Annotated in this window: 18 protein-coding genes; 11 read left to right on the plus strand and 7 right to left on the minus strand. The window is 72.2% G+C overall.

The window, feature by feature from the left end; all coding sequences use genetic code 11:
* Window positions 1–7: 7 nt before the first annotated feature.
* Entirely contained in the window at window positions 8–820 is an 813-nt protein-coding gene (locus tag JHE00_RS04250) for a DeoR/GlpR family DNA-binding transcription regulator (protein ID WP_200314918.1), read from the minus strand.
* 134 nt (window positions 821–954) lie between these two features.
* Between JHE00_RS04250 and JHE00_RS04255 the strand changes: the two genes are divergently transcribed.
* The 3 genes from JHE00_RS04255 to JHE00_RS04265 all read left to right on the plus strand — a co-directional run bounded on the left by JHE00_RS04255 (window position 955) and on the right by JHE00_RS04265 (window position 4642).
* Window positions 955–2265, plus strand: coding sequence for a homoserine dehydrogenase (locus tag JHE00_RS04255; protein ID WP_200314920.1), 1311 nt, complete (start codon window positions 955–957; stop codon window positions 2263–2265).
* Complete coding sequence (locus JHE00_RS04260) at window positions 2262–3584, plus strand: SLC13 family permease (protein WP_200314921.1); 1323 nt, start codon at window positions 2262–2264, stop codon at window positions 3582–3584. The genes JHE00_RS04255 and JHE00_RS04260 overlap by 4 nt, the downstream gene beginning before the upstream one ends.
* A 125-nt stretch (window positions 3585–3709) precedes the next feature.
* Entirely contained in the window at window positions 3710–4642 is a 933-nt protein-coding gene (locus tag JHE00_RS04265; RefSeq protein ID WP_200314922.1) for an HTD2 family dehydratase, read from the plus strand.
* 5 nt (window positions 4643–4647) lie between these two features.
* On the opposite strand, the gene JHE00_RS04270 is transcribed toward JHE00_RS04265, so the two are convergent.
* From JHE00_RS04270 to JHE00_RS04280, 3 genes are all read right to left on the minus strand, one after another.
* Window positions 4648–6252 carry a GMC family oxidoreductase gene (locus JHE00_RS04270; protein WP_200314923.1) on the minus strand — a complete coding sequence of 535 codons (1605 nt, stop codon included), beginning with the start codon at window positions 6250–6252 and terminating at the stop codon, window positions 4648–4650.
* An 81-nt stretch (window positions 6253–6333) separates the two neighbouring features.
* A complete protein-coding gene (locus JHE00_RS04275) occupies window positions 6334–6639 on the minus strand; it encodes a hypothetical protein (RefSeq protein ID WP_200314924.1) in 306 nt (101 codons plus the stop codon).
* Window positions 6632–8137, minus strand: coding sequence for an FGGY-family carbohydrate kinase (locus tag JHE00_RS04280; RefSeq protein ID WP_200314925.1), 1506 nt, complete (start codon window positions 8135–8137; stop codon window positions 6632–6634). Before JHE00_RS04280 ends, JHE00_RS04275 begins: the two co-directional genes overlap by 8 nt.
* A 120-nt stretch (window positions 8138–8257) precedes the next feature.
* On the opposite strand from JHE00_RS04280, the gene JHE00_RS04285 reads away from it, so the two are divergent.
* The 8 genes from JHE00_RS04285 to JHE00_RS04320 are packed head-to-tail and all read left to right on the plus strand — an operon-like array spanning window position 8258 to window position 18816.
* The gene (locus JHE00_RS04285; RefSeq protein WP_200314926.1) at window positions 8258–9259 is read left to right on the plus strand and encodes an Lrp/AsnC family transcriptional regulator; all 1002 of its coding nucleotides are present in this window, start codon (window positions 8258–8260) and stop codon (window positions 9257–9259) included.
* Entirely contained in the window at window positions 9256–10170 is a 915-nt protein-coding gene (locus JHE00_RS04290) for a polysaccharide deacetylase family protein (RefSeq protein WP_200314928.1), read from the plus strand. The genes JHE00_RS04285 and JHE00_RS04290 overlap by 4 nt, the downstream gene beginning before the upstream one ends.
* Window positions 10167–11792, plus strand: coding sequence for an ABC transporter substrate-binding protein (locus JHE00_RS04295; RefSeq protein ID WP_200314930.1), 1626 nt, complete (start codon window positions 10167–10169; stop codon window positions 11790–11792). The genes JHE00_RS04290 and JHE00_RS04295 overlap by 4 nt, the downstream gene beginning before the upstream one ends.
* Window positions 11789–12796, plus strand: a complete 1008-nt coding sequence (locus JHE00_RS04300; RefSeq protein ID WP_200314932.1) for an ABC transporter permease — start codon at window positions 11789–11791, stop codon at window positions 12794–12796. The genes JHE00_RS04295 and JHE00_RS04300 overlap by 4 nt, the downstream gene beginning before the upstream one ends.
* Window positions 12789–14525, plus strand: coding sequence for a dipeptide/oligopeptide/nickel ABC transporter permease/ATP-binding protein (locus tag JHE00_RS04305; RefSeq protein WP_200314934.1), 1737 nt, complete (start codon window positions 12789–12791; stop codon window positions 14523–14525). Before JHE00_RS04300 ends, JHE00_RS04305 begins: the two co-directional genes overlap by 8 nt.
* Window positions 14522–15328: an ATP-binding cassette domain-containing protein gene (locus JHE00_RS04310; protein ID WP_200314936.1), complete on the plus strand. Its 807-nt coding sequence runs from the start codon at window positions 14522–14524 to the stop codon at window positions 15326–15328. Before JHE00_RS04305 ends, JHE00_RS04310 begins: the two co-directional genes overlap by 4 nt.
* On the plus strand, window positions 15325–17502 hold the full coding sequence (locus tag JHE00_RS35770) for a zinc-dependent metalloprotease (RefSeq protein ID WP_200314938.1): 2178 nt from the start codon (window positions 15325–15327) through the stop codon (window positions 17500–17502). Before JHE00_RS04310 ends, JHE00_RS35770 begins: the two co-directional genes overlap by 4 nt.
* 39 nt (window positions 17503–17541) lie before the next feature.
* Entirely contained in the window at window positions 17542–18816 is a 1275-nt protein-coding gene (locus JHE00_RS04320; RefSeq protein ID WP_200314940.1) for an amidohydrolase, read from the plus strand.
* Between the two features lie 7 nt (window positions 18817–18823).
* On the opposite strand, the gene JHE00_RS04325 is transcribed toward JHE00_RS04320, so the two are convergent.
* From JHE00_RS04325 to JHE00_RS04335, 3 genes are all read right to left on the minus strand, one after another.
* Window positions 18824–19444 (minus strand): GyrI-like domain-containing protein, encoded by a 621-nt coding sequence (locus JHE00_RS04325; protein WP_200314942.1) that lies wholly within the window; start codon window positions 19442–19444, stop codon window positions 18824–18826.
* Complete coding sequence (locus JHE00_RS04330) at window positions 19441–20001, minus strand: PadR family transcriptional regulator (RefSeq protein ID WP_307831811.1); 561 nt, start codon at window positions 19999–20001, stop codon at window positions 19441–19443. The genes JHE00_RS04325 and JHE00_RS04330 overlap by 4 nt, the downstream gene beginning before the upstream one ends.
* 71 nt (window positions 20002–20072) lie before the next feature.
* Window positions 20073–20642 carry a DJ-1/PfpI family protein gene (locus tag JHE00_RS04335; protein WP_200314944.1) on the minus strand — a complete coding sequence of 190 codons (570 nt, stop codon included), beginning with the start codon at window positions 20640–20642 and terminating at the stop codon, window positions 20073–20075.
* Window positions 20643–20645 lie beyond the last annotated feature (3 nt).

Here is a 20645-nt window from a genome sequence, read left to right on the forward strand (position 1 = left end):
GGCCGATTCAGGCCACGCCGCCGTCGGTTTCCGACTCGGGCACGCTCGCGCGCACGAGCTCGACACCCAGCTCCTCGATCCGGCCCGCCGCCTCGTCGTCGAGACCGTCGTCGGTGACGATCGTGTCGACTTCCTCCAGCCGCAGCGCCCGGTAGCGCGCGAAGCGACCGAACTTGGCGCTGCCCGCGACGAGCACCGGCGTCGTCGCCGCCGCGAGGACCGCGCGCTTGACGTCGACCTTGGCCTCCACGGGCGTGGTGACGCCGTGGCGGATGTCCCAGGAGCTCGACGACAGGAACGCCACGTCGAGCGAGAGTTCCGTGAGCGCGAGTGTGGCCAGTCTGCCCACAGTGGACCGGTTCGCGGTCTCGACGCGACCACCGAGGCAGATGAGATCCACCCCGGGCTGGTCGAAGAAGTCCGCGACCGTCGCCAGATCGTTGCTGACCACCGTCAGGTCGTGCACGCCCTCCAGGAACGGCCGCATCGCCTGGATCGTGGTGCCCGCGTCGAGGTAGATCGTCATCGAGTCGCTCACCATCGCGGCGGCGACGCGGGCCATCGCGACCTTCTCCGTGCGGTCGGTGACGGCCTTCTCGGTGCGATCGGGCTCGCGGACCAGCCTGCTGATGATCTTCGCGCCACCCGGCGTCGCCTCGACGCTTCCCTGCGATTCGAGCGCGGTGATGTCGCGCCGGATCGTCATGTGGCTCACACCGAGCAGGTCGGTGAGCTGCCGATAGCTCAGCACCTGCTCACGCCGGAGATGCCGCAGGATCTCCTGCCGTCGCTGCTCGGGGATGAGCGGCGCCCTGGTCATGAACCACCTCCTCGCCGCGCACAGTCTATCCTGTGAACATTTGGTACATGATTGTAGAAAATTAGATTCTGTGTCAGAGTAGCGCCCGCCTACTGCTACGTGGCGCACGGCAATTCAGTCCGATTGGAGCAACGGTGATCCATCCCCATGCCGCGCGGGAGCACCCGCCCGTCCGCATCGCGCTGACCGGCGCGAACGGCGGGTACGGTCGCACCCTTCTCGCGCAGCTCAGGCGCACGCCCGAGCTGGTCCCCGCGGTACTCGTCGACCCCGACGCCGCCGGGGTACGCGGCACGTTGAGCGAGCTCGGTACCGACCCCGGCTCGATCACCCTGCTCCCCGACGCCACGGACCTGCGCTGGGACGACGTCAACGTGCTGGTCGAGGCGAGCGGGCACGTCGGCGCGGGCACCGCCTACGCCGAAGCCGCGCTGGCACACGGCGTGCACGTCGTCATGGTCAGCAAGGAGGTCGACACCGTCGCCGGCGTCGCACTCGCCGCGCGGGCCGAGACCGCCGGGCTGCGCTACCTGCCCGCCGACGGCGACCAGCCCGCCAACCTGCTACGCCTCGTCGACTGGGTGTCGGCCACCGGTCTGGACATCGTCGCCATCGGCAAGTCCGGCGAGTACGACCTCGTGTTCGACCCCGGGCGCGGCACCGTCGAGTACGCGGGCACCACGATCGACGCACCCGGCCTGGCCGCTCTGCTGAACCTGGGCGACGACGCGCGCACGACCCTGCGCGAGCGCGCCGCGCTGCTCACCGCGCTCAAGCGCTCGGCCGCGGCCGACCTCTGCGAGATGACCGTGGTGGCGACCCGCACCGGCGCCGTGCCGGACGTCGAGGGCCTGCACTACCCCGTCGCCCGCATCGCCGAGCTCGCCGACATCTACGCCGACCGCGAGCGCGGCGGCGTCCGCGGCCGGGACGGCATCGTCGACGTGTTCTCGGCGCTGCGCCTGCCCGGCGAGGCGAGCTTCGCAGGCGGGGTGTTCGCGGTGGTCCGCACCGACGACCCCGTGACGTGGGAGGTGCTGCGCGGCAAGGGACACGTGCTCAGCAGCGACGGCTCCCACGCGTGCGTCTACTGGCCCTACCACTTCATGGGCGTCGAGACCCCGCTCACCATCCACGCCGCCGTCACCGGCGAGGGCGTCGCGCCGCGCGCCCGGCCGACGACGCTGCTCGCCGCACGCGCGGTCACCGCGCTCGACGCGGGGACGAACTTCCGCGTCGCCGGCCACCACCACGAGATCAACGACGTCGCGCCGGTCATGGTCGATCCCGACGCCGGGGCGGCGCCGTACTACCTGCTCGACGGCGCCCGGCTGCGGCACCCCGTCGAGGCGGGCGCACTCGTGCGGATCGACGACCTCGACGACGTGGCACCGGCACCGCTGGCCGCCTATCTCGACGCGACGTCGCAGGAGGTGCGCGCATGAGCGCCGAGATCATCGCACTGATCGTCTTCGCGGCGGTCTTCGCGATCTCCGCCATCCGCAACGTCCACATGGGAGCGCTGGCTCTCGTGGCGGCGTTCTTCGTCGGCATCGGCGTGGTGGGCGAGAGCCTCGACGACATCCTCGCCGACTTCCCGGTCGACGCGCTGCTGATCCTGCTCGGCATCACCTATCTCTTCGGCATCGCCAGGGAGACGGGCACGATCGACTGGCTCGTCGACCGCTCGGTCCGGTTCGTCGGACCGCGGGTCGCGCTGCTGCCGTGGGCGATGTGGCTGATCGGTACCGCCGTCGCGTGCATGGGCACGTCCCACGCCGCGTTCGCCGTGGTGCCGATCGCGATGTCGCTGGCGACGACCCACCGGATCAGTCCCACGCTGATGGGTATCGCGATGAGCTCGGCGATCGTCGGTGGCGCGCTGGCCCCGACGAGCATCAACGGCATCACGGTCGCCACCGTCGCCCAGAACGCGGGCCTGCCCTACAACGTGGCGCTGATGTTCGGGCTCTCCGTCGGCGTCAACGCGCTGGTTGTGCTGGTCGCGTTCTTCATGTTCGGCGGCCGGGAGCTGATCCGCCGCTCGCGCGAGGGCACCGCGGCGCTCGCCGAGTCCTCGGCCGGAACCGGTGGCGGCGGTACCGCGACGCTGACCGCCGAGGACACCACGACCTCCCGGCTCACCGGCCTGCAGATCACGGTGCTGGCCTCGCTGGTCCTGCTGGTCGTCGGCTTCTTCACGCTGACCGTGCTCGACGTGGACGTGAACCTCGGTGTCGTGGCGCTGACCATCGCCGTGGTGCTGTCGCTGATCGTGCCCGACGTCGGCAAGCGCGCGATGTCGAAGGTCGACTGGGGCACCATCCTGTTGCTGGGCGGCATCCTCACCTACGTGGGCGTGCTGACGCGGCTCGGCGCGATCGACCAGCTCGGCGAGTTCGCCCGCTCGGTCAACGTGCCGCTGATCGCGGCGATCGTGATCTGTGTGATCGCGGGCCTGGTCTCGGCGTTCGCCTCCACCATCGGCATCCTCGGCGCGCTGATCCCGCTCGCGGTACCGCTGCTGGTCCCCGGCGGCGGGCTCGAGATGACCGGCTTCATCTACGCGCTCGCCATCTCGGCCTCGCTCGTCGACTGCGCACCGTTCTCGACCACGGGCGCGACGATCGTCGCCTCGGCGGCGGACAACGAGCGGCCGACGCTGTCCAAACGGCTCACCGCGTGGGGTTTCGCGATGGTGATCATCGGCCCCGCGTTCACGATCCTGACGATGGTGGTGCCGCAGATGCTGTTCAGCGGCTGACCCAAGTCTCTCCCCCTCCCCCGGCGAAGGCCCCGGTGCACCGGACACGGTGTGCCGGGGCCTTCGTGCTGCCCGGGATCTCGACGGGATTCCGGTCCGTCCGCGAAGTCTATAGAGTATTGAGCATGAGCCTCCGCGCCGACGACGCCGTCGACCAGCCGTTGCCCGATCCCTGGACCTCCGCGCGGCTCGACCCGCCGGTGGACGCGCCCGGCGACCTGGTGGCGATGGTCGCCGACTTCGCCCCTCCCCCGCTGCACGCCACGTGCGTGCTCGACGCGTGGCGGGCGCAGGCGCTGGCCGGGGTGCTCGGGGTGGAGCCGCCCGCCGAGCGCGAGGGCGACGCACTGCCGCTGGGCTGGCACGAGGTGTACTTCCGCGACCCGCTGGCCCGCGGCGACCTCGCCGAGGATGGTCACGCGGCCGAGCACGGCCTGATGCCCCGCGAACGACCTCGCCGGCGCGTCTTCGGCGGCGCCTCGCTCACCTCGGTCCGGCCGCTGCGGCTCGGCGACGACGTCACGCGCACCAGCCTGCTGGAGGACTGCCGCATCAAGGCGGGCGGCACCGGGTGGCTGCTCCTGCTCACCGAACTGCACGACTACGCCGTGGCAGGTCACACCGCGTTGCGAGAACGGCGCCGCGTCGTGCTCCGCCACGACGGCCCGGCGCCCACGACATCACCGCGCACGCCCCGCCCCGCAGCCTCCGAACCGGCCGCACCGGATGCGGCGCAGACACTCACCTTCGACCCGGTGACCCTGTTCCGGTTCAGCGCACTGACCTACAACCCGCACCGCATCCACTACGACCACCGCTACGCCACGCAGGTGGAGGGCCACGCGAACCTGCTCGTGCACGGCCCGCTGAGCGCGCTGAGCCTGCTCGACCTCGCCCGCAGGTCGTCGCCGACCCCGCTGAGCCGCTACGACTTCAGCCTCAGTTCACCGGCCTATGTGGACACCGCATTGGCGCTCGCCGGCAGCATCGCCGACGGCCGGTGGTCGCTGACGGGCACCCAGGACGGCCGGAGGGTGATCACCGCGACGGCGAGCTGAGCGGCTCAGCCGATCCGGTCCGCCATCAGCTCGCCCGCCATGATCGAGACGAGGTGGGTGTTGGCCCTGGGCACGGACGGGAAGATCGACGCGTCCACCACGTACAGGCCGTCGACGCCGCGCACGCGACAGGTCGGGTCGACGACGGCGCCGGGGTCGGTGTCCGCGCCCATCCGGCAGGTGCTGGTGCCGTGCTGGGCGTCCAGGACGCTCTCCAGCAGGTAGTCGTCGAGCAGGGCGTCGGAGTCGAGCGCGGCGAACAGCGCCGCGTTGGAGTGCTCCAGCGAGCCGGACAGGATCTCCGTCGTCTCCGGCCGCCGGGCCAGCTCGACGGTCGCGCGCACGCCCGCGCGCAACACGGCCAGGTCCCGCTCGTCGGAGAGCATGCGTTCCCGGACCAGCGGCTGCGCCAGCGGGTCGAGCGAGGTGAGCGTGAGCTCGCCGCGGGAATGGTTGTGGTTGAGCCACACCAGGAACGCGCCGGCGCGGCCGTCGGTGTCGGCGTGGGCCATGGCGAGCACGTTCTGGTTGTTGGCGACGATCATCAGGTCGTGCGGCGCGCCCTCACCCGAGCTGGCTCGCACGCACACGTTGGTGTGCCGGTCGTGTGGCGACCGCACGGACGCGGACTCGATGAGCGGCAACGTCACCAGCGCGGCCGGGTGGTCCTGCATCCCGCGGCCCACCGGCAGGTCCGCCCTGACGTCGACACCGAGCGCGCGCAGGTCCCCGGCGGGGCCGATCCCGGAGCGCAGCAGAATCGCGGGCGAGTGGATCACCCCGGCGGCGAGCACCACCGTATCGGCGTACTCCGTGCTCGCCCGGCCCTGCTCGATGACGCGGACGCCCACGGCCCGGTCACCCTCGAAGACCACGTGGTCTACGAGCGCGTCGCCCCGGACGGCCAATGTGGACAGTTCACGGGCGGGCTCCAGGTAGCCGTCGTTGACCGAGACCCGCCTGCCGTGACGTGAGTTGATCGGGTAGGGCGACACCCCTGACGCGTGGGGCGCGTTGACGTCGGGAGCCCAGTCGTGGCCTGCCGCGAGCGCCGCGCGGGCCAGCGCGGCGTCGACGCCGCCCCACTGCTCCCGCGGCATGCGGTTGATCGGGGTCGGACCGCCCCGGCCGTGGTATGGCTCGTCGCCGAAGTCCTCGTCGTCCTCGAGCTTCACGAAGTACGGCAGCACGTCCTCGGGCGCCCAGCCCGTGCAGCCCGCCGCCGCCCAGTCGGCGAAGTCCTCGACCGGCGGCCGGATGGCGATCTGCCCGTTGACCGAGGAGCTGCCGCCGACGCCCTTGCCCCGCACGTAGAAACCCTGGTCCTGCTTGTCGGTGCGTGAGGACTGCAGGTCGACCCAGACCAGCCGCATGGCGACCTCGGGATCGAGCAGCGCGACGACCGGGTTGGGCGAGCGCCACGCCTCGTGCATCTCCGCGGAACGGTAGTCCGGTCCGGCCTCGAGCAGCAGCACCCGCTTGCCCTGCCTCGCGGACCGCGCCGCGAGCGCCGCGCCTGCCGACCCCGCGCCGACCACGATCAGATCCCAGCCACCGTCCGCCACGTACTCTCCCTCGACCGCGTTCACGCGCGGCCGGATGGCCGCCATATCGCCACATTCCGGGAGGTTTCACCCGGCGTCAAGGACGGACCGCTCGGGTTGGGTGACCGAACGGGAAACGGCGACCGGTCACAACGGACCCCGGGCGCTCAGCTGCTCCACCGCGTCGGCGGCCTCCTTGAGCCCGGCACCGGTCCGCTCCCGGTAAGTCTTGACCGCCTTGACCTTCTTGCCCTGACGGAGCAGGTCCACCACCTCGGGCATGTCGGGCTCCGCGAGCGTGACACCGGCGTTGTCGAGCAGGGCGTCCAGCTTGCGCTCGATGAGGTTCAGTCGTCGGGTGGTCTGCTCGTGCCTGCGGTTCGCCGAGAGGGAACCGACCATGATCGCGCCCGCGACCACGAGAAAACCCAGCAGTACCAGTTCGTCATCCACGTTCGTTCCCCCACGACGCCAGTTCGTGCACCACCGGCCGGGTGGCCGGGTAGAGGTCAAGGTACAGCCGGTGCAATCGGTCGTAGTGCTCCGCCAGCGCCGGATCGGGCTCGTGGACCTCCCGCACCGGATTCCACGTCTCGGCGTCGGCGTCGCCGATCGCCTGTGCCGCGAGCAACGCGGCGCCGTAGCTCGCGCCCAGCGTCACCGACGGGATCTGCTGTGCCATGCCGGTGATGTCGCTGACGATCCGGGTCCACAGCCCGCCCTGCGTGCCGCCACCGACGGCGATGATCCGGTCGAGGTCGGCGCCCGCCTCCCGCAGCGCGGTGATGTTGTGCCGCACTCCGTGTGCCGTCGCCTCCAGCGCCGCGCGATGCAGGTCGCCGCGCGTGTGCGCGAGCGTGAGCCCGGCGATCACGCCGCGCGCGTCCGGGTCGGCGATCGGGGTCCGCTCGCCCGCGAAGTACGGCAGCATCAGCAGCCCGCGCGCGCCCGGTCCCGAGCGCTCGGCCTCGGCGAGCAGTTCGCCGTGTTCCGGCTCGCCGACGATGCCGCGCAGCCACTCGGTCACCGCGCCCGATGTCGCCATGCCGCCCGCGAGGCTGCGAGTGTCGGGATAGGCGCCGAGCGTGCCCCACAGGTTCGGCACGGTGAGCCGCTGCCGGGTGGTGGCGATCAGGAACATCGTGGTGCCATACATGATCATCAGATCGCCCGGCCGCTGCGCGCCGACGCTGACGGCCTCGGACCACGCGTCGACGGTCCCGGTGATCACCGGAAGCCCCTGTGCCAGGCCGGTCTCCGCCGCGGCCCGCGCCGTGACGTGCCCGGCGATGTCGCCGGGCCAGCGCAACGGAGGCAGCTCCAGCCACGGAGCCACGTGCCTGGCCCACGGGGCGTACCACTCCAGCGCCCGCGAGTCGTAGAGCGGCACCGCCTGGCTGGCCGAGTGATGGTCGAGGACGTACTCACCGGTCAGCCGCGATGCCAGCCACGAGCTCGTCAGGTACAGCCGCCGCGCCGTGGCGGCCACCTCGGGTTCGCGCTCGGCGACCCATGCGAGCTTCGGCCCGATCGCCTGGGTGCTCAGCAGTGAGCCGCACCGGTCGAGCACGGCCTCGGCGCCGAGCTCCTCGCCCAGCCGCGCGATCTGCTCGGTGGCGCGGGTGTCGACGCCGTAGAGGATGGCGGGGCGCAACGGTTCCTCGGTGCCCGGCTCCTCGTCGCCGGTCAGCACGACGCACGGGCCCATGCCGCTGACGCCGACCGCCTCGACGCGACCGGCGTCCAGGCCGAGCAGTTCCGCCGTGATGTCGCGGAATTCGGCCCACCACACCCGAGCGTCCATCTCGACGTGCCCCGGCCTCGGCCGCGAGACGTCGTGCGCGCGCACCGCGGTGGCCACCACGGTGCCGCTCTCCCGCTCCACGAGTACGCCCTTGGTACTGGAGGTGCCGACGTCGATGCCGAGCACCAGCGAGTTCGTCCTGGTCACCGTGTCACCCCACCACACCGGCGCGCTCCGGCACAGACCAACCTGAGCTGACACGTTAACTGGCTGTATCGCTCATATTTCGCTATTGACTTGAGAGGAACCGTCACTCATGGTTCCTGCATGGGAGAACTCGTCAGGCTCGATGATCTGGACCGGCGGATCGTCGCCGCGTTGCAGCTCAACGGCCGGGCGTCGTGGAAGAAGGTCGCCGCGGTGATCGACGCCAAGGAGTCGACCGTCGCGCGCCGCGGCCAGCAGCTGATCGAGTCGCGCGTCGTCGGCGTCACCGGCGTGCTGGACCACCTGCGCTGCGGGCTCGGCATCTCTCTGGTCGTGCGGATGCGCTGCAGGCCGGGCCGGGCCAACGCGGTGGCCGACGCGCTCGCCGACCTGCCCGTCTCGCGGTTCGTCACCGTCGTCTCCGGCAGCGCCGACGTGGCCGCCGAGGTCGTGGTGCGCGACCACCGCGAGGTCGCCACCGTGCTCGTCGACCACCTGCCGCGGCCCGACGACATCGTCGAGTCGGAGTCCATGGTGGTGGTGCGCAAGTTCTCCAACTTCGAGGAGTGGGACACCGGGCTGCTCGGCCCGGACGCGCCCGCGCTGCTGCGCCAGCCCGCACCGTTCGCGGGGCCGCAGGGCTGGCACGAACCCGAGCACCTCACCGAGCAGGAGTTCGCGATCGCCGGGGTGCTGGCCGAGGACGGCAGGGCCTCCTACGCCCAGATCGCCACCGCGGTCGGCGCCAGCGAGTCCACCGCGGCCCGGCGCGTCGACTCGCTCGTCAACCGCGGCTGCCTGCGCTTTCGCACCCTGTTCGAGACGCCCGTGCTGGGCCTGGACGTGAACTTCATGCAGTGGCTGGCCGTGGAGCCCGCCGAACTGGAGAACGTCGGCACCCGGCTCGCGAACGAACAGTCCACCCGGTACGTGAGCGCGACGACCGGCCGGTTCAACCTGTGCCTGCACGGCGCGCTGCCCGGTTACGGCGACCTCTACGACTACCTCACCAGGGTCATCGGCGCGCTGCCTGGCGTGCACGCCGCCGACATGACGCTGCAGGCCCGCACGCTCAAGCGCGCGTGGGTGCGGCTCGACGAGGACGGCAGGCGCGCGTCATGAGCGAGGCGACGCCACCGTGGCAGTGGCCTGAACGGACCTGGCGCGGGCACGTCGAGCGCGTCCGCGCGGGCCGTCCGCTGACGCCGACGCGGTGGCCCGGCGGTGCGCGGGTCGCGGTCGCGCTGTCCTTCGACGTCGACCACGAGACGATCCCGTTGCGCGACGGCGAGACCAGCCCCGGCAGGCTCGCGCAAGGCGAGTACGGCGCGCGGGTCGCGATGCCGCGCATCCTGCGGCTGCTCGCCGAGCACGACGTGCCCGCGAGCTTCTTCGTGCCCGCGGTGTCCGCGCTGCTGCACCCCGCCTCCGTCGAGGAGTGCGTCGCCGCCGGGCACGAGATCGCCGCGCACGGGTGGATCCACGAGCGCAACACACTGCTGTCGGCGGCCGACGAGCTCGACCTGACCGGCAGGTCGCTGGACACGCTGGAACGGCTCAGCGGGACGCGCCCGGTCGGTATCCGCACGCCCAGCTGGGACTTCTCCGAGTCCACACTGGACATCATCAGGACACTCGGGTTCCGCTACGACTCGTCGCTGATGGCCGACGACGAGCCCTACGAACTGCTCGCCGACGGCACCCCGACGGGCGTGGTGGAACTACCGGTGGAGTGGATCCGCGACGACATGCCCTACCTCGGGATGGAGCGGCATTCCGCGCTGCGCCCCTACACGCCGCCGCGCGCGCTGCTGGAGATCTGGCGCGACGAGTTCGACGCCGCACACGCCGAGGGCGGCCTGTTCCAGCTCACCCTGCACCCGCACGTCATCGGGCACCGCTCTCGTCTGGTGGTGCTGCGGGAACTGCTGGCGCACATGCGCGCCCACACCGATGTCTGGTTCGCCACGCACGCGGCCGTCGCCGACGCCGCGCTCGCCGTCACCGCGCCGCCGAAGGAGGCCACCCCGTGACCCCACCCTCCTCGCCACCGTCCGTCCGGCTGCCAGGCCGGGGCAGACGCCGCCGGCGCGGCACCCGCGCGCTCGCCGTGGTCACCGCCGTGGTGTGCGGGAGCGCGCTCGCCGCGTGCTCGACGTCCACCGCGGGCCCCGCGGAGACCGGCACCGTGCGCACGGTGCTCAACAGCGACCCGTCGAGCTTCGATCCCGCACAGGCGCAGGGACAGCAGACGTTCCAGGTGGCGAGCCTGCTCTACGACACGCTGCTGCGCCGCGACAGCGACGCGCGGCTCGTCGGCGGTCTCGCCACCGACTGGGCCACCGAGTCGGCCTCGGAGTTCACGTTCACGATCCGCGACGACGCGACGTGCTCCGACGGCACGCCGATCACGGCATCGGTGGTCGCCGACTCGTTGCGCAGGCTCGCCGACCCGGCCACGGAGTCGACGTGGAAGAGCCTCGTCTTCGGCCTCGGGGACGTCGACGTCGCGGCCGACGACCGCGCCTCGACGGTGCGGATCTCGCTGTCGGAGCCGTTCACCACGCTCCCGCAGGGGCTCGCGATCCCGCAGTCCGGCATCGTCTGTCCCGCCGGGATCGCCGACGCCGAAGCGCTGGAGGCCGGCTCCGTGGCGGGCGCGTTCTCCGGGCCGTACACGGTGCAGGAGGCCCAGCAGGGCCTCAACTACACGTTCGCGCTGCGCGAGGACTACGCGGCGTGGCCCGAGTTCTCCACCCCGCTCACGGGCGAGCCGCCGCGCAGGCTCGAGATCGGCGTCTCCACCGATCAGTCCACTGTGGCCAACCAGATCCTGGCCGGTGACCTCGACCTCGGTCAGTTCGCCGACCCCGACGCGGTCAAGCGGTTCACCGCGCAGCCCGACCTGCACCAGTACCAGGTGATCTCGGCGACCGCCTACGTCGTGTTCAACCAGCGCGAGGGCAGGCCGTTCGCCGGCAGGCCGGACCTGCGGCGCGCGGTGGCACAGGCCATCAACCAGGAGGCGTTCAACGCCATCTTCACCAAGCGGACCGCGGATGTGCTGACCTCAGTGACCCCGGCCAGTTTCCGGTGCACCAACACCGATCGCTCGCTGCTGCCCGAGCACGACCCCGACGCGGCGTCCGAGCTGCTGAGCGACGTCAGCGGCGTGCAGCTGATCGGCAACACCGCCAACCGGCAGTTCAGCGGCGGAGCCGACTACCTCTTCGCCGCGCTGACCGAGGCGGGCGCCGAGGTGAACATGAGCAAAGTGGACAACGCCACGTTCTGGAGCACGATCGCCGAGGGCGGCTCCGACTGGGACATCGTGTTCCTCGGCGACCTGAACTCGGTGGGCGCGATCAGCGCCTCGCTCGACCGCGTGATCGGCCCGAGCGTCGAGGACGGTGGCCGCAACTACAGCGCCTCGGACAACCCCGAGGGCGAGGCCGCGCTCGCGGAAGGGCTCGCGAGCACCGACCCCGAGGCGCAGTGCGACGCGTTCGACCGCGCCCAGCGCACGCTGTTCGAGCGCTCCGACATCGTGCCACTGGCGGGCAGCCCGCTGACCTACGTGACCGGGCCGGATCTCACCGTCTCGGTGTTCGACGACTACGTCGACCTGGCGACCATGCGAGTGGGGGCGGAATGACGACGACAACGGCAACGGATCGGCCGCGCGCACGCAGAGTGCGCGGAGGATCGTCGTGGACGTCGTTCGCGCTGCGCCGCCTCGGCGGGCTCGCGGGCGTGGTCGTGGTGGCCGTGGTGGTGACGTTCGTGATCGTCCCGCTGATTCCCGGCGATCCGGCGGTGAGCGCGGCCGGACCCGACGCCACCGTGGACCAGATCGCCAGGGTGCGCGCGCAGCTGGGACTCGACCAGCCCATGTTCGACCGCTTCCTCGACTACGTGGGCGGATTGCTGCAGGGCGATCTCGGGCATTCGTTCTCGCTCAACGCTCCCGTCTCCGACGTGGTGCTGCGGCGGCTGCCGTTCACCGCGGCGCTCGCGTTCGGCGCGCTGCTCGTGGTGCTGGCCGTGGCGGTGCCGCTCGGCATGGCGGTCGGCGCGCTCACCCGCGGCGGCAGGCGGCGCAGGCTGGACTCGGCGTTCGGCTACACCACGGCGTTCGTCGCGGCGATCCCGCCGTACGTGCTGGCGACGTTGCTGGTGCTGCTGTTCGCGGTGACGCTTCAAGTGCTGCCACCCGCCTACACGCGCTCGCAGCCCGGCGTGTCGATGCTGCTGCCCGCGCTCGCGCTCAGCATCCCGTCGATCTGCCTGATCGCGAGGGTGGTGCGCAGGGAGACGGCCGTGGTGCTCGAACAGGACTACCTGCGCACCGCGCGTGGCTGGCGGCTCGGCACGGTGCGCACGGCGTTGCGGTACGCACTGCCGAACCTGCTCACGAGCACGCTCACGCTGAGCGGCATCATCCTCGTCGGCATGCTCGGCGGCGCGATCAGCGTCGAGACGGTGTTCAGCTGGCCCGGTCTCGGGCTCGGCGTCGTCAACGCCGTGGCCACCAAGGACTACCCGCTGGTGCAGGGCATCGTGCTGGTGCTGGCGGTGCTCTCGGCCCTGATGACCATGCTCGTCGACATCCTGCTCGGGATCGTCGACCCCCGGGTGCGAGGAGGCCACCATGGCTGAGTTGACCCAGCAAGCGGGCACCGCCCCCGCGACGCCGGTGTCCCGGCCGGGACGGTTGCGCTGGAACGCCGCCCTGATCGCCGGGACCGTGCTGCTCGTGGTCACCGGCGTGGTCGTCACCATCGCGGCGCTGACGATGCTCGAGTCGGCCGAGGGGCTGAGCCCGGACATCGCCCAGCCCGCGTCGGCCGCGCACTGGCTCGGCACCGACGACTTCGGCAGGGACCTCTTCGCCAGGGCGCTGGTCGGGGCGCAGGCGAGCCTGCTGATGGCGTTGGCGGCCACCGCGATCTCGATGACCGCCGGAGTGCTGATCGGCACCGCGATCTGGACGGCGCCCCGCCGCGTGCGCGAGTTCGCGCTGCGGATCGTCGAGATCACGGTGTCCTACCCGGAGCTGCTGGTAGCCGTGGTGCTCGCCGCGATCCTCGGTGCGGGCCGCTGGCAGCTGGTGGTGGCCGTCGCGCTGGCGAACATCCCGGCGACGGCGCGCCTGGCCGCCAACCTCAGTGGTTCCATCCACCAGCGCGACTTCGTGACCACGGCGCGCCTGACCGGCGTGCCGCGTCGCGCGCTGATCAGCAGGCACCTGCTGCCGAACATGGCCGAGCCGCTGCTGATCCAGGTGGCGGCCGCCTTCTCCACCGGGCTCGTGGCGATGTCGGCGCTGTCGTTCGTCGGCCTCGGCGTGCAGACGCCGGACTACGACCTGGGCAGGCTGCTGGCCGACGCGCTGCCCGCGATCTACTCCCGCCCGATCGAGGTGGTGGGGCCGACGCTGTTGATCCTGGTGCTCTCGATCGGCGCGATGCTGATCGGTGACGGGCTCGCGGCGGCGGCCGACCCCCGGGTCAACCGGACGGCCCCGCGCACGCCGCCCGCCACCACCGAGCCCCGGCAACGTGACTCCGCCGACGCTCCCGAACCCGCCGAATCGTCGGCGCCAGTCCAGGTCCGCGATCTCGTGGTGCGCAGAGCCGACGGGACACCGCTGGTGCACGGGGTGTCGTTCGACATCGGGCGCGGCGAGATCCTGGGCGTCGTCGGCGAGTCCGGCAGCGGAAAGTCGCTCACCGCGCTGTCGCTGTCGCGGCTGCTGCCCGAGGGGCTCACCGCCGAGGCGTCGCGACTGCGCGTGGCGGGCGTCGACCTGCTCGGCCGTACCACGCGCCGCGAGCTCGCCGACGCGGTCGCGATGATCTACCAGGACCCGGGCACGACCTTCAACCCCGCGCTGAGGATGGGCAGCCAGCTCACCGAGGTGCTGCGCGTCCACCGGGGCAAGTCGGCACGGGAGGCCCGCGAGATCATCACCGGGCTGCTGGAGGACGTGCACATCGTGGACCCGCCACGGCTGCTGCGCTCGCATCCCTACGAGCTCTCCGGCGGCATGCGCCAGCGCGCCATGATCGCCGCCGCGCTGGCGGCCGAACCGTCGCTGCTCATCGCCGACGAGCCCACCACGGCTCTCGACGTGACGGTGGCGGCGGGCATCCTGCGGGAACTGGAGCGGATCCGCGACGAGACCGACACCGCCACCCTGTTCATCTCCCACGACCTCGGGGTCGTCGAGGAGTTGTGCGACCGGGTACTGGTCATGAAGGACGGAGTGATCGTGGAGGAACTGTCCGCCGAGCAGCTGCGCTCGGGCGAGGTCACCGATCCCTACACCCGGATGCTGCTGGAGTCGGTGCCCCGGCTCTCGACGACGCCGGGAGCGGGCGCATGACCGCCGAGGGACTGTCCGTGGAGGAGCTGACCGTGCGCTTCGGCCGCGGCGCCCGGGCCACGACCGCGCTCGACGGCGTGAGCGTCGCCGTGCCCGCCGGGCACACGGTGGGGCTCGTGGGCGAGTCGGGCTCCGGGAAGTCGACGCTGGCGAAGGCAATCCTCGGCATCGTGCCCACCGAGTCGGGCCGGGTGCTGCTCGACGGCACCGACGTGAGCGGGCTCGGCAGGCAGGAGCGGCGGGCGTTCCTGCGCAGGGTGCAGCTGATCCCGCAGGACCCGTACTCGTCGCTGAACCCCCGGCGCACCATCGGGCAGACACTGGCCGAGGCGCTCGACCCTGCGAGGGCGCGGGTCGGCAGGCACACCGACGCGATCCACGCGGCGCTGGAGGACGTGGCGCTGCCCGCCGATGCAGCGCATCGGTATCCGCACGAGTTCTCCGGCGGCCAGCGTCAGCGCATCGCGATCGCCCGCGCGCTCGTCACCCGGCCCGAGGTGGTGATCGCCGACGAGATCACCTCGGCGCTCGACGTGTCGGTGCAGGCGGAGGTGCTGAGCCTGCTGGCCCGGCTGCGGCAGGAGCGGGACCTGACGATGCTGTTCATCTCCCACAACCTGGCCGTGGTCGAGCAGGTGAGCGACGAGGTGGTGGTGCTGCACCACGGCCACGTGGTGGAATCCGGCACGGTCGGCGACGTGTTCGCCGACCCGGCCTCGGACTACACGCGCTCGCTGCTGGCGGCCGTACCGGGCCGGCGGGACAGCCCCGCCTCCGCGAAGAAAGGTGCCGCGCTCAGGTGAGTTCCGACTTCAGTGCCGCCACGGAGTTCCTCGTCCACGCCACGATCACCGGTGGTCTCGGCCTGTCGGCGACCGGTCTGGACCGCGGCGAGATCGGGCCGTCCCTGGTGTGCAGGGCCGATCCGCATCCGGACGGCGACGAGGTGACCGTGACGGCGTGCAACACGGCCTTCGGGCACTCCGGTGAGACGCCGGCCGAGCGCGCCGCGGCGGTGCGCTCGTTCGCCGAGTCCGCGCTGGCGCGCTGCCCCGTCACCACCGACGGACGGTTCGACCCCGCACCACTCGGACTGACCGACCTGGTGGGCGCGGGGCAGCGGCTCACCGACGCCGCCGAAGCGCCGTTCGTGCTCGACCGCGAGCTCAGCCGCGTCGAGCACGTCACCGGCTACGGCGACGTGCTGGCCGTGGAGTCGGTACTGACGTTCAGGGAGGAACGCCCCCGGCCCCGGCCCCAGCCGGTCACCGGGCACTCGCCGCGCGCGATGGGATCACCGCACCCGCCCGGGTCGCACCCGGCACCGGCGGGCACCGTCAGCGTGCGCCAGCAGGTGGCGCTGCGCGGCCTGCCGGAGCCGGGCTACACCCCGGTACCGCTGGACCCGACCGTCGGGGCCACGTCGAGCGTCGCCGTGCACCGGTTCGACGAGATCGACGTGCGCGACGCGGAAACCCCGCTCGCGACCAGGTTTCGCCTCGACGAGCCGATCGTGTTCCACCTCGACCCCGCGATGCCCGTCGCCGTGCGCGAGGCCGTGCTCGAGGGCGGGAACTGGTGGCAGGAGGCCTTCGCCGAGGCCGGGCTGCCCGGCGGCTACCGCGTGGAACCGCTGCCCGACGGCGCCGACCTGACCGATCCCCGGCTCAACGTCGTGCTGTGGGTGCACCGCGCCGACCGCGGCTGGTCGATGGGCATGACGCAGCTCGACCCGCGCACCGGCGAGATCCTGCGCGCGGTGGTGCGGCTGGGCTCGCAGCGCATCGAGCAGCTGCGCGCACTGACCGAGAGCGTCCTGGCTCCCTACGACCACGACCGGGGCGGCGAGATCGTGGCCGAGGTGGTGGCGTCGCGGCTGCGGCAGCTCGCCGCGCACGAGATCGGCCACGGACTCGGCTTCGCCCACAACTTCGCCTCGCACGGTCATTCCCATCCGTCCGTCATGGACTATCCCGCTCCGGCGTTCGCGCTCGACGGCGAGCGCCCCGCCGCCCCGGCGCCGTACGCGACGGGGCCGGGGCCGTGGGATCACCGGCAGGTGCGCGCCCTCTACGGCGACGGCACCGGCGACGGCACCGGCGACCTGGCCCCGGCTCCGCTGTACGTGACCGACGCCGACGCCCGCACCGACGACGCCGCCGACGCGTGCGGCGCCACGTGGATCGCCGCGGGCGACCCGCTCGCCGAGTTCGACAACCTCGTGGCCGTGCGTGCCGCGGCGCTGCGCCGGTTCGGCCCCACCGTGGTGCCACCGGGCAGCGACGCCAACGAGATCGAGCGCCGGTTCCTGTTGCTGTACCTGCTGCACCGGCACCAGGCCACGGCTGTCGCGAAGCTCGTCGGCGGCACCGAGCGGCGCTACGCCGTCACCGACGGCGCGGCGTTTCCCGGCGCCGCCACGCCGATTCCGGCACAGCGGCAGCGCGCCGCGCTCGAGCGGCTCGCCTCCGCACTGACGCCGGAGTTCCTGGAGATCCCCGCGCACGCGCGCCCGCTGCTGGTCAACCCGGCCGGCGGACGACCGCGCCGGGAGGGCCAGTTCGACCACCGCACCGCGGGCGCGTTCGACGCGGCGGCCGCCATCGCGGCCGGCACCGACGTCATCGCGGGCCCGCTGCTGGCTCCGGCCAGGCTCAATCGCGTCGCCGACGGTGGCGGCCTCGCCGAGCTGCTCGCCCTCACCGTGGGCCGCGCGCTGGAGCTGCTGACCGCGACCGGGCGTGATCCCCGCACCGAGACGATCGGCTGGACCGTGCTGCGCCGCTTCGAGCACACCGTGGCGGCACCGCAGCTGCACCAGCACACCCGGATCGCCGCGATCGAGGCGGTGACCGACGGCCCGTGGCTGCGCGAAACGGGCCGGGCCGCCGTCCGCTCACGCTGGGCCGCGATCGAGCGCCACGCCTTCGACCATCCCGCAGAGCTGCCCGCCCCGCCGCTGGGCACACCGATCTGACCGATCCAGCACCGAACGACCGAGGAACGAGGACCGACGATGTCTCCTGCCGCCGACCTGATCACCGGACTGGCCGACCGCATGCCCGAGCTCACCGCTGTCTACGAGGACCTGCACGAGCACCCCGAGCTGTCGTTCCAGGAAGAGCGCACGGCCGCGCTGGTGGCCGCCCGGCTCACCGAGGCCGGGTTCGACGTCACCACCGGGGTCGGCGGCACCGGCGTGGTGGGTGTGCTGCGCAACGGCGACGGCGCGTCGGTGCTGCTGCGTGCCGACATGGACGCCCTGCCGGTGCGCGAGATCGAGAGCGTGCCCTACCGCAGCACGGCCACCGCGGTGAACCCCGACGGCGACACCGTGCCGGTGATGCACGCGTGCGGGCACGACACACACGTCACCGCCCTGCTCGGTGCGGCGGCACAGCTCGCCGCGCGCCGGGAACACTGGTCGGGCACGGTGCTCGCGGTGTTCCAGCCCGCCGAGGAGATCGGCGAGGGCGCCCGCGCGATGCTCGACGACGGCTTCCTCGACCGCTTCCCCCGCTACGACGTGGCGCTCGGCCAGCACATCACGTCGGCGCCCAGCGAGCACCTCTACGCGTTGCCCGGGGTGTTCATGGCCGCCGCCGACAGCCTGCGGGTGACCGTGTTCGGCCGTGGCGGGCACGGCTCGATGCCGCAGGCCACTGTGGACCCGATCGTCATCGCCGCCTCGATCGTGCTGCGGCTGCAGACGATCGTGTCGCGCGAGATCGCCGCCACCGACGTCGCGGTGGTGACCGTGGGCGCGATCCGGGCCGGTGCCAAGGAGAACGTGATCCCCGCCGAGGCCGAGCTGAAGCTCAACATCCGCACGTTCGACCCCGCCGTGCGCGAGCGTGTCCTCACCGCGGTCGAGCGGATCGTCAAGGCCGAGGCGGCCGCGGCCGGGGCGCCGAAGGAGCCGGAGATCGCGCCGATCAACGACTTCCCGTTGCTCGTCAACGACGAGGAGGCCACCCGGAAGGTGATCTCCGCGTTCACCGAGACCTTCGGCGAGGCCAATGTCCACGACACGTCGCGCAAGCCGGGCAGCGAGGACTTCGGCTGCTTCGGCACCGCGGCCGGGGTGCCGTCGGTGTTCTGGAACTTCGGCGGTTTCGACCCCGCGCTCTACCCGGACGGCCCTGCCCGGCCGCAACCCGCCGTCGCGGCGGGCACGGCTCCGGGCAACCACTCCCCCGAGTTCGTGCCGACGGGAACGGAGCCGACGCTGCGGCGGGCGACGGAGGCCATGCTCACCGCGGCGGCGGTGTGGCTGGGCCGCGCGGGCTGAGACCGCGCTACCCGGCCTCGGCGACCGGCTGGCGCAGGACGGTCTTGAGCTTGGCGGGCACCGTCCTGCGCGGGTCGCCGAGGTAGATCTCGTGGTGGGAACCGGATTCGCGCAGGCCGTTGTCCGGGATCCAGCGCTCGTGGAGCTCGGTCAGCGCGGGTGACTCGTCGTCGTAGGAGCCGACGTGCAGCAGCTGCGCGCACCGGCCCTCCGTGAGTGCCTCGTGCCGGACGTCGGCGATGCCGGGCAGTTTCTTCTTCGCCAGCGCGGCCTCCTTGGCCTGTTCGACGGCGTCGGTGGTGACCCACTCGGGCTGGTGGATGAGCATGGTCCAGCTCCACCGGCTCTTGGCACGGGTGGCGAACACGTCCGGATCGTCGGAATACCACAGTCCTTCGAGCGGGCCCACGACGAAGTCCTGTCCGCCGCCGCGCTTGGTCGCGAACTTGACCGTGTAGGCGACGCAGTAGAGCGCCTGGACGGCGGCGGCGTAGGCGGGTGCGGTGTTGGGGTCGCCCGTGCCGTCGATCGCGAGATAGCGCAGCTCGGGCACGTCGACGAGCGACCACGTGGTGTTCCTGGGCGCGTACAGGGCTTTGAGCTCGCGCTTGACGTCGTAGGCGGTCATGACGGTGCCTCCCCGGGACTGTCGGCGAGTGAGCGGCGGTAGCGCGACAACCACGCCTGTTCCGCCTCGAGCTGGGTGAGTGAGAAGTCGAAGATCGCGCTGACGAAGTCCGGCGCGTGTGGCTGGGCCCGCTGCGCGGCGCGAACCGCGTCGGCGCGCTCTGCCAGCTCGCCCGCACGCCGCTCGAGCGCGGCGCGCAGGCGGTCGCCGGGCACGGCGGGCTGGTTGGCGAGACCGATCAGCAGCGGGGGGAACACGGGCCGGAACTCGGCGATGGCCGCCTCCGCCGCCTCGGCGCAGGCGCGCCTTCCCGCGTCGGTGGCCGCGTGGGGTTTGCGTTCCTTGCCCCTGCCCGAGGTACCGCTCGGCTCCACCGGTTCGATCAGCCCGCGCTCGCGCAGCCTGCCCAGCAGGTAGTAGATCGAGCTGAACCCGATCTCCGTCCATTCCCGCATACCCCGGGCACTGATGACCTCGTCCAGCTCGTAGCCGTGCCGAGGCCGTTCCACGAGCAGCCCCAGCAGGGTCAGCTCCGCCGCGCTCAGCGTGTCTCGCACGCCAGTTATTCTAGCACTAGAATAACCTGGCACGAGACGACGCTCGACGGCCCTCGACGGCGCTGCCGGAGTCACGACGCGGGCGTGTGCCGCGCGTACTCGAGGTTCGCGGCCACCGCGTCGGCGCGCTCGCGTCCGGCGATCCGTTCGACCAGCCACAGCGCGAGATCGATGCCCGAGGTCACGCCGCCACTGGTCACCAGGTCACCGTCGTCCACGACGCGCTCGTCGACCACCTCCGCGCCCAGCTCGGCGAGCTCCGCCGTGGCGGCGTGGTGCGTGTTGGCGCGACGGCCCCGCACGCGACCGGCGTGGGCGAGCAGCATGGTGCCGGTGCAGACACCGGCGAGCACCTCGGGCCGAGCCTCCCGCAGGATCGGCAGCCAGTCGCCGCGCCGTGCCTCGCCCCACGCGCCGGTCTCCGCACGCGCGCCCCATCCGCCGCCGGGAACCAGCAGCACGTCCGCCCCGGGCGCATACCGCGCGTCGGGCAGGAACGGCACGCCCGACGAGGTCGGCACCGGCTCCGGCTCCCCGCGGGCCACCAGCCGGAGGTCGAACCCGGCGCCGCGCAGGACCCGCACGGGACCGAACACGTCGAGGTCGTCGACACCGGGAAAGACCACCACATCGACTCGCATGAG

This window comes from Prauserella cavernicola, assembly GCF_016595675.1.
Taxonomy (GTDB): Bacteria; Actinomycetota; Actinomycetes; order Mycobacteriales; family Pseudonocardiaceae; genus Prauserella_A; species Prauserella_A cavernicola.

Coding starts and splice junctions, on each gene's coding strand:
- JHE00_RS04250 (WP_200314918.1), bottom strand. CDS start 820: ATGACCAGGGCGCCGCTCATCCCCGAGCAGCGACGGCAGGAGATCCTG.
- JHE00_RS04260 (WP_200314921.1), top strand. CDS start 2,262: ATGAGCGCCGAGATCATCGCACTGATCGTCTTCGCGGCGGTCTTCGCG.
- JHE00_RS04265 (WP_200314922.1), top strand. CDS start 3,710: ATGAGCCTCCGCGCCGACGACGCCGTCGACCAGCCGTTGCCCGATCCC.
- JHE00_RS04270 (WP_200314923.1), bottom strand. CDS start 6,252: ATGGCGGCCATCCGGCCGCGCGTGAACGCGGTCGAGGGAGAGTACGTG.
- JHE00_RS04285 (WP_200314926.1), top strand. CDS start 8,258: ATGGGAGAACTCGTCAGGCTCGATGATCTGGACCGGCGGATCGTCGCC.
- JHE00_RS04290 (WP_200314928.1), top strand. CDS start 9,256: ATGAGCGAGGCGACGCCACCGTGGCAGTGGCCTGAACGGACCTGGCGC.
- JHE00_RS04300 (WP_200314932.1), top strand. CDS start 11,789: ATGACGACGACAACGGCAACGGATCGGCCGCGCGCACGCAGAGTGCGC.
- JHE00_RS04305 (WP_200314934.1), top strand. CDS start 12,789: ATGGCTGAGTTGACCCAGCAAGCGGGCACCGCCCCCGCGACGCCGGTG.
- JHE00_RS04310 (WP_200314936.1), top strand. CDS start 14,522: ATGACCGCCGAGGGACTGTCCGTGGAGGAGCTGACCGTGCGCTTCGGC.
- JHE00_RS04320 (WP_200314940.1), top strand. CDS start 17,542: ATGTCTCCTGCCGCCGACCTGATCACCGGACTGGCCGACCGCATGCCC.
- JHE00_RS04325 (WP_200314942.1), bottom strand. CDS start 19,444: ATGACCGCCTACGACGTCAAGCGCGAGCTCAAAGCCCTGTACGCGCCC.
- JHE00_RS04335 (WP_200314944.1), bottom strand. CDS start 20,642: ATGCGAGTCGATGTGGTGGTCTTTCCCGGTGTCGACGACCTCGACGTG.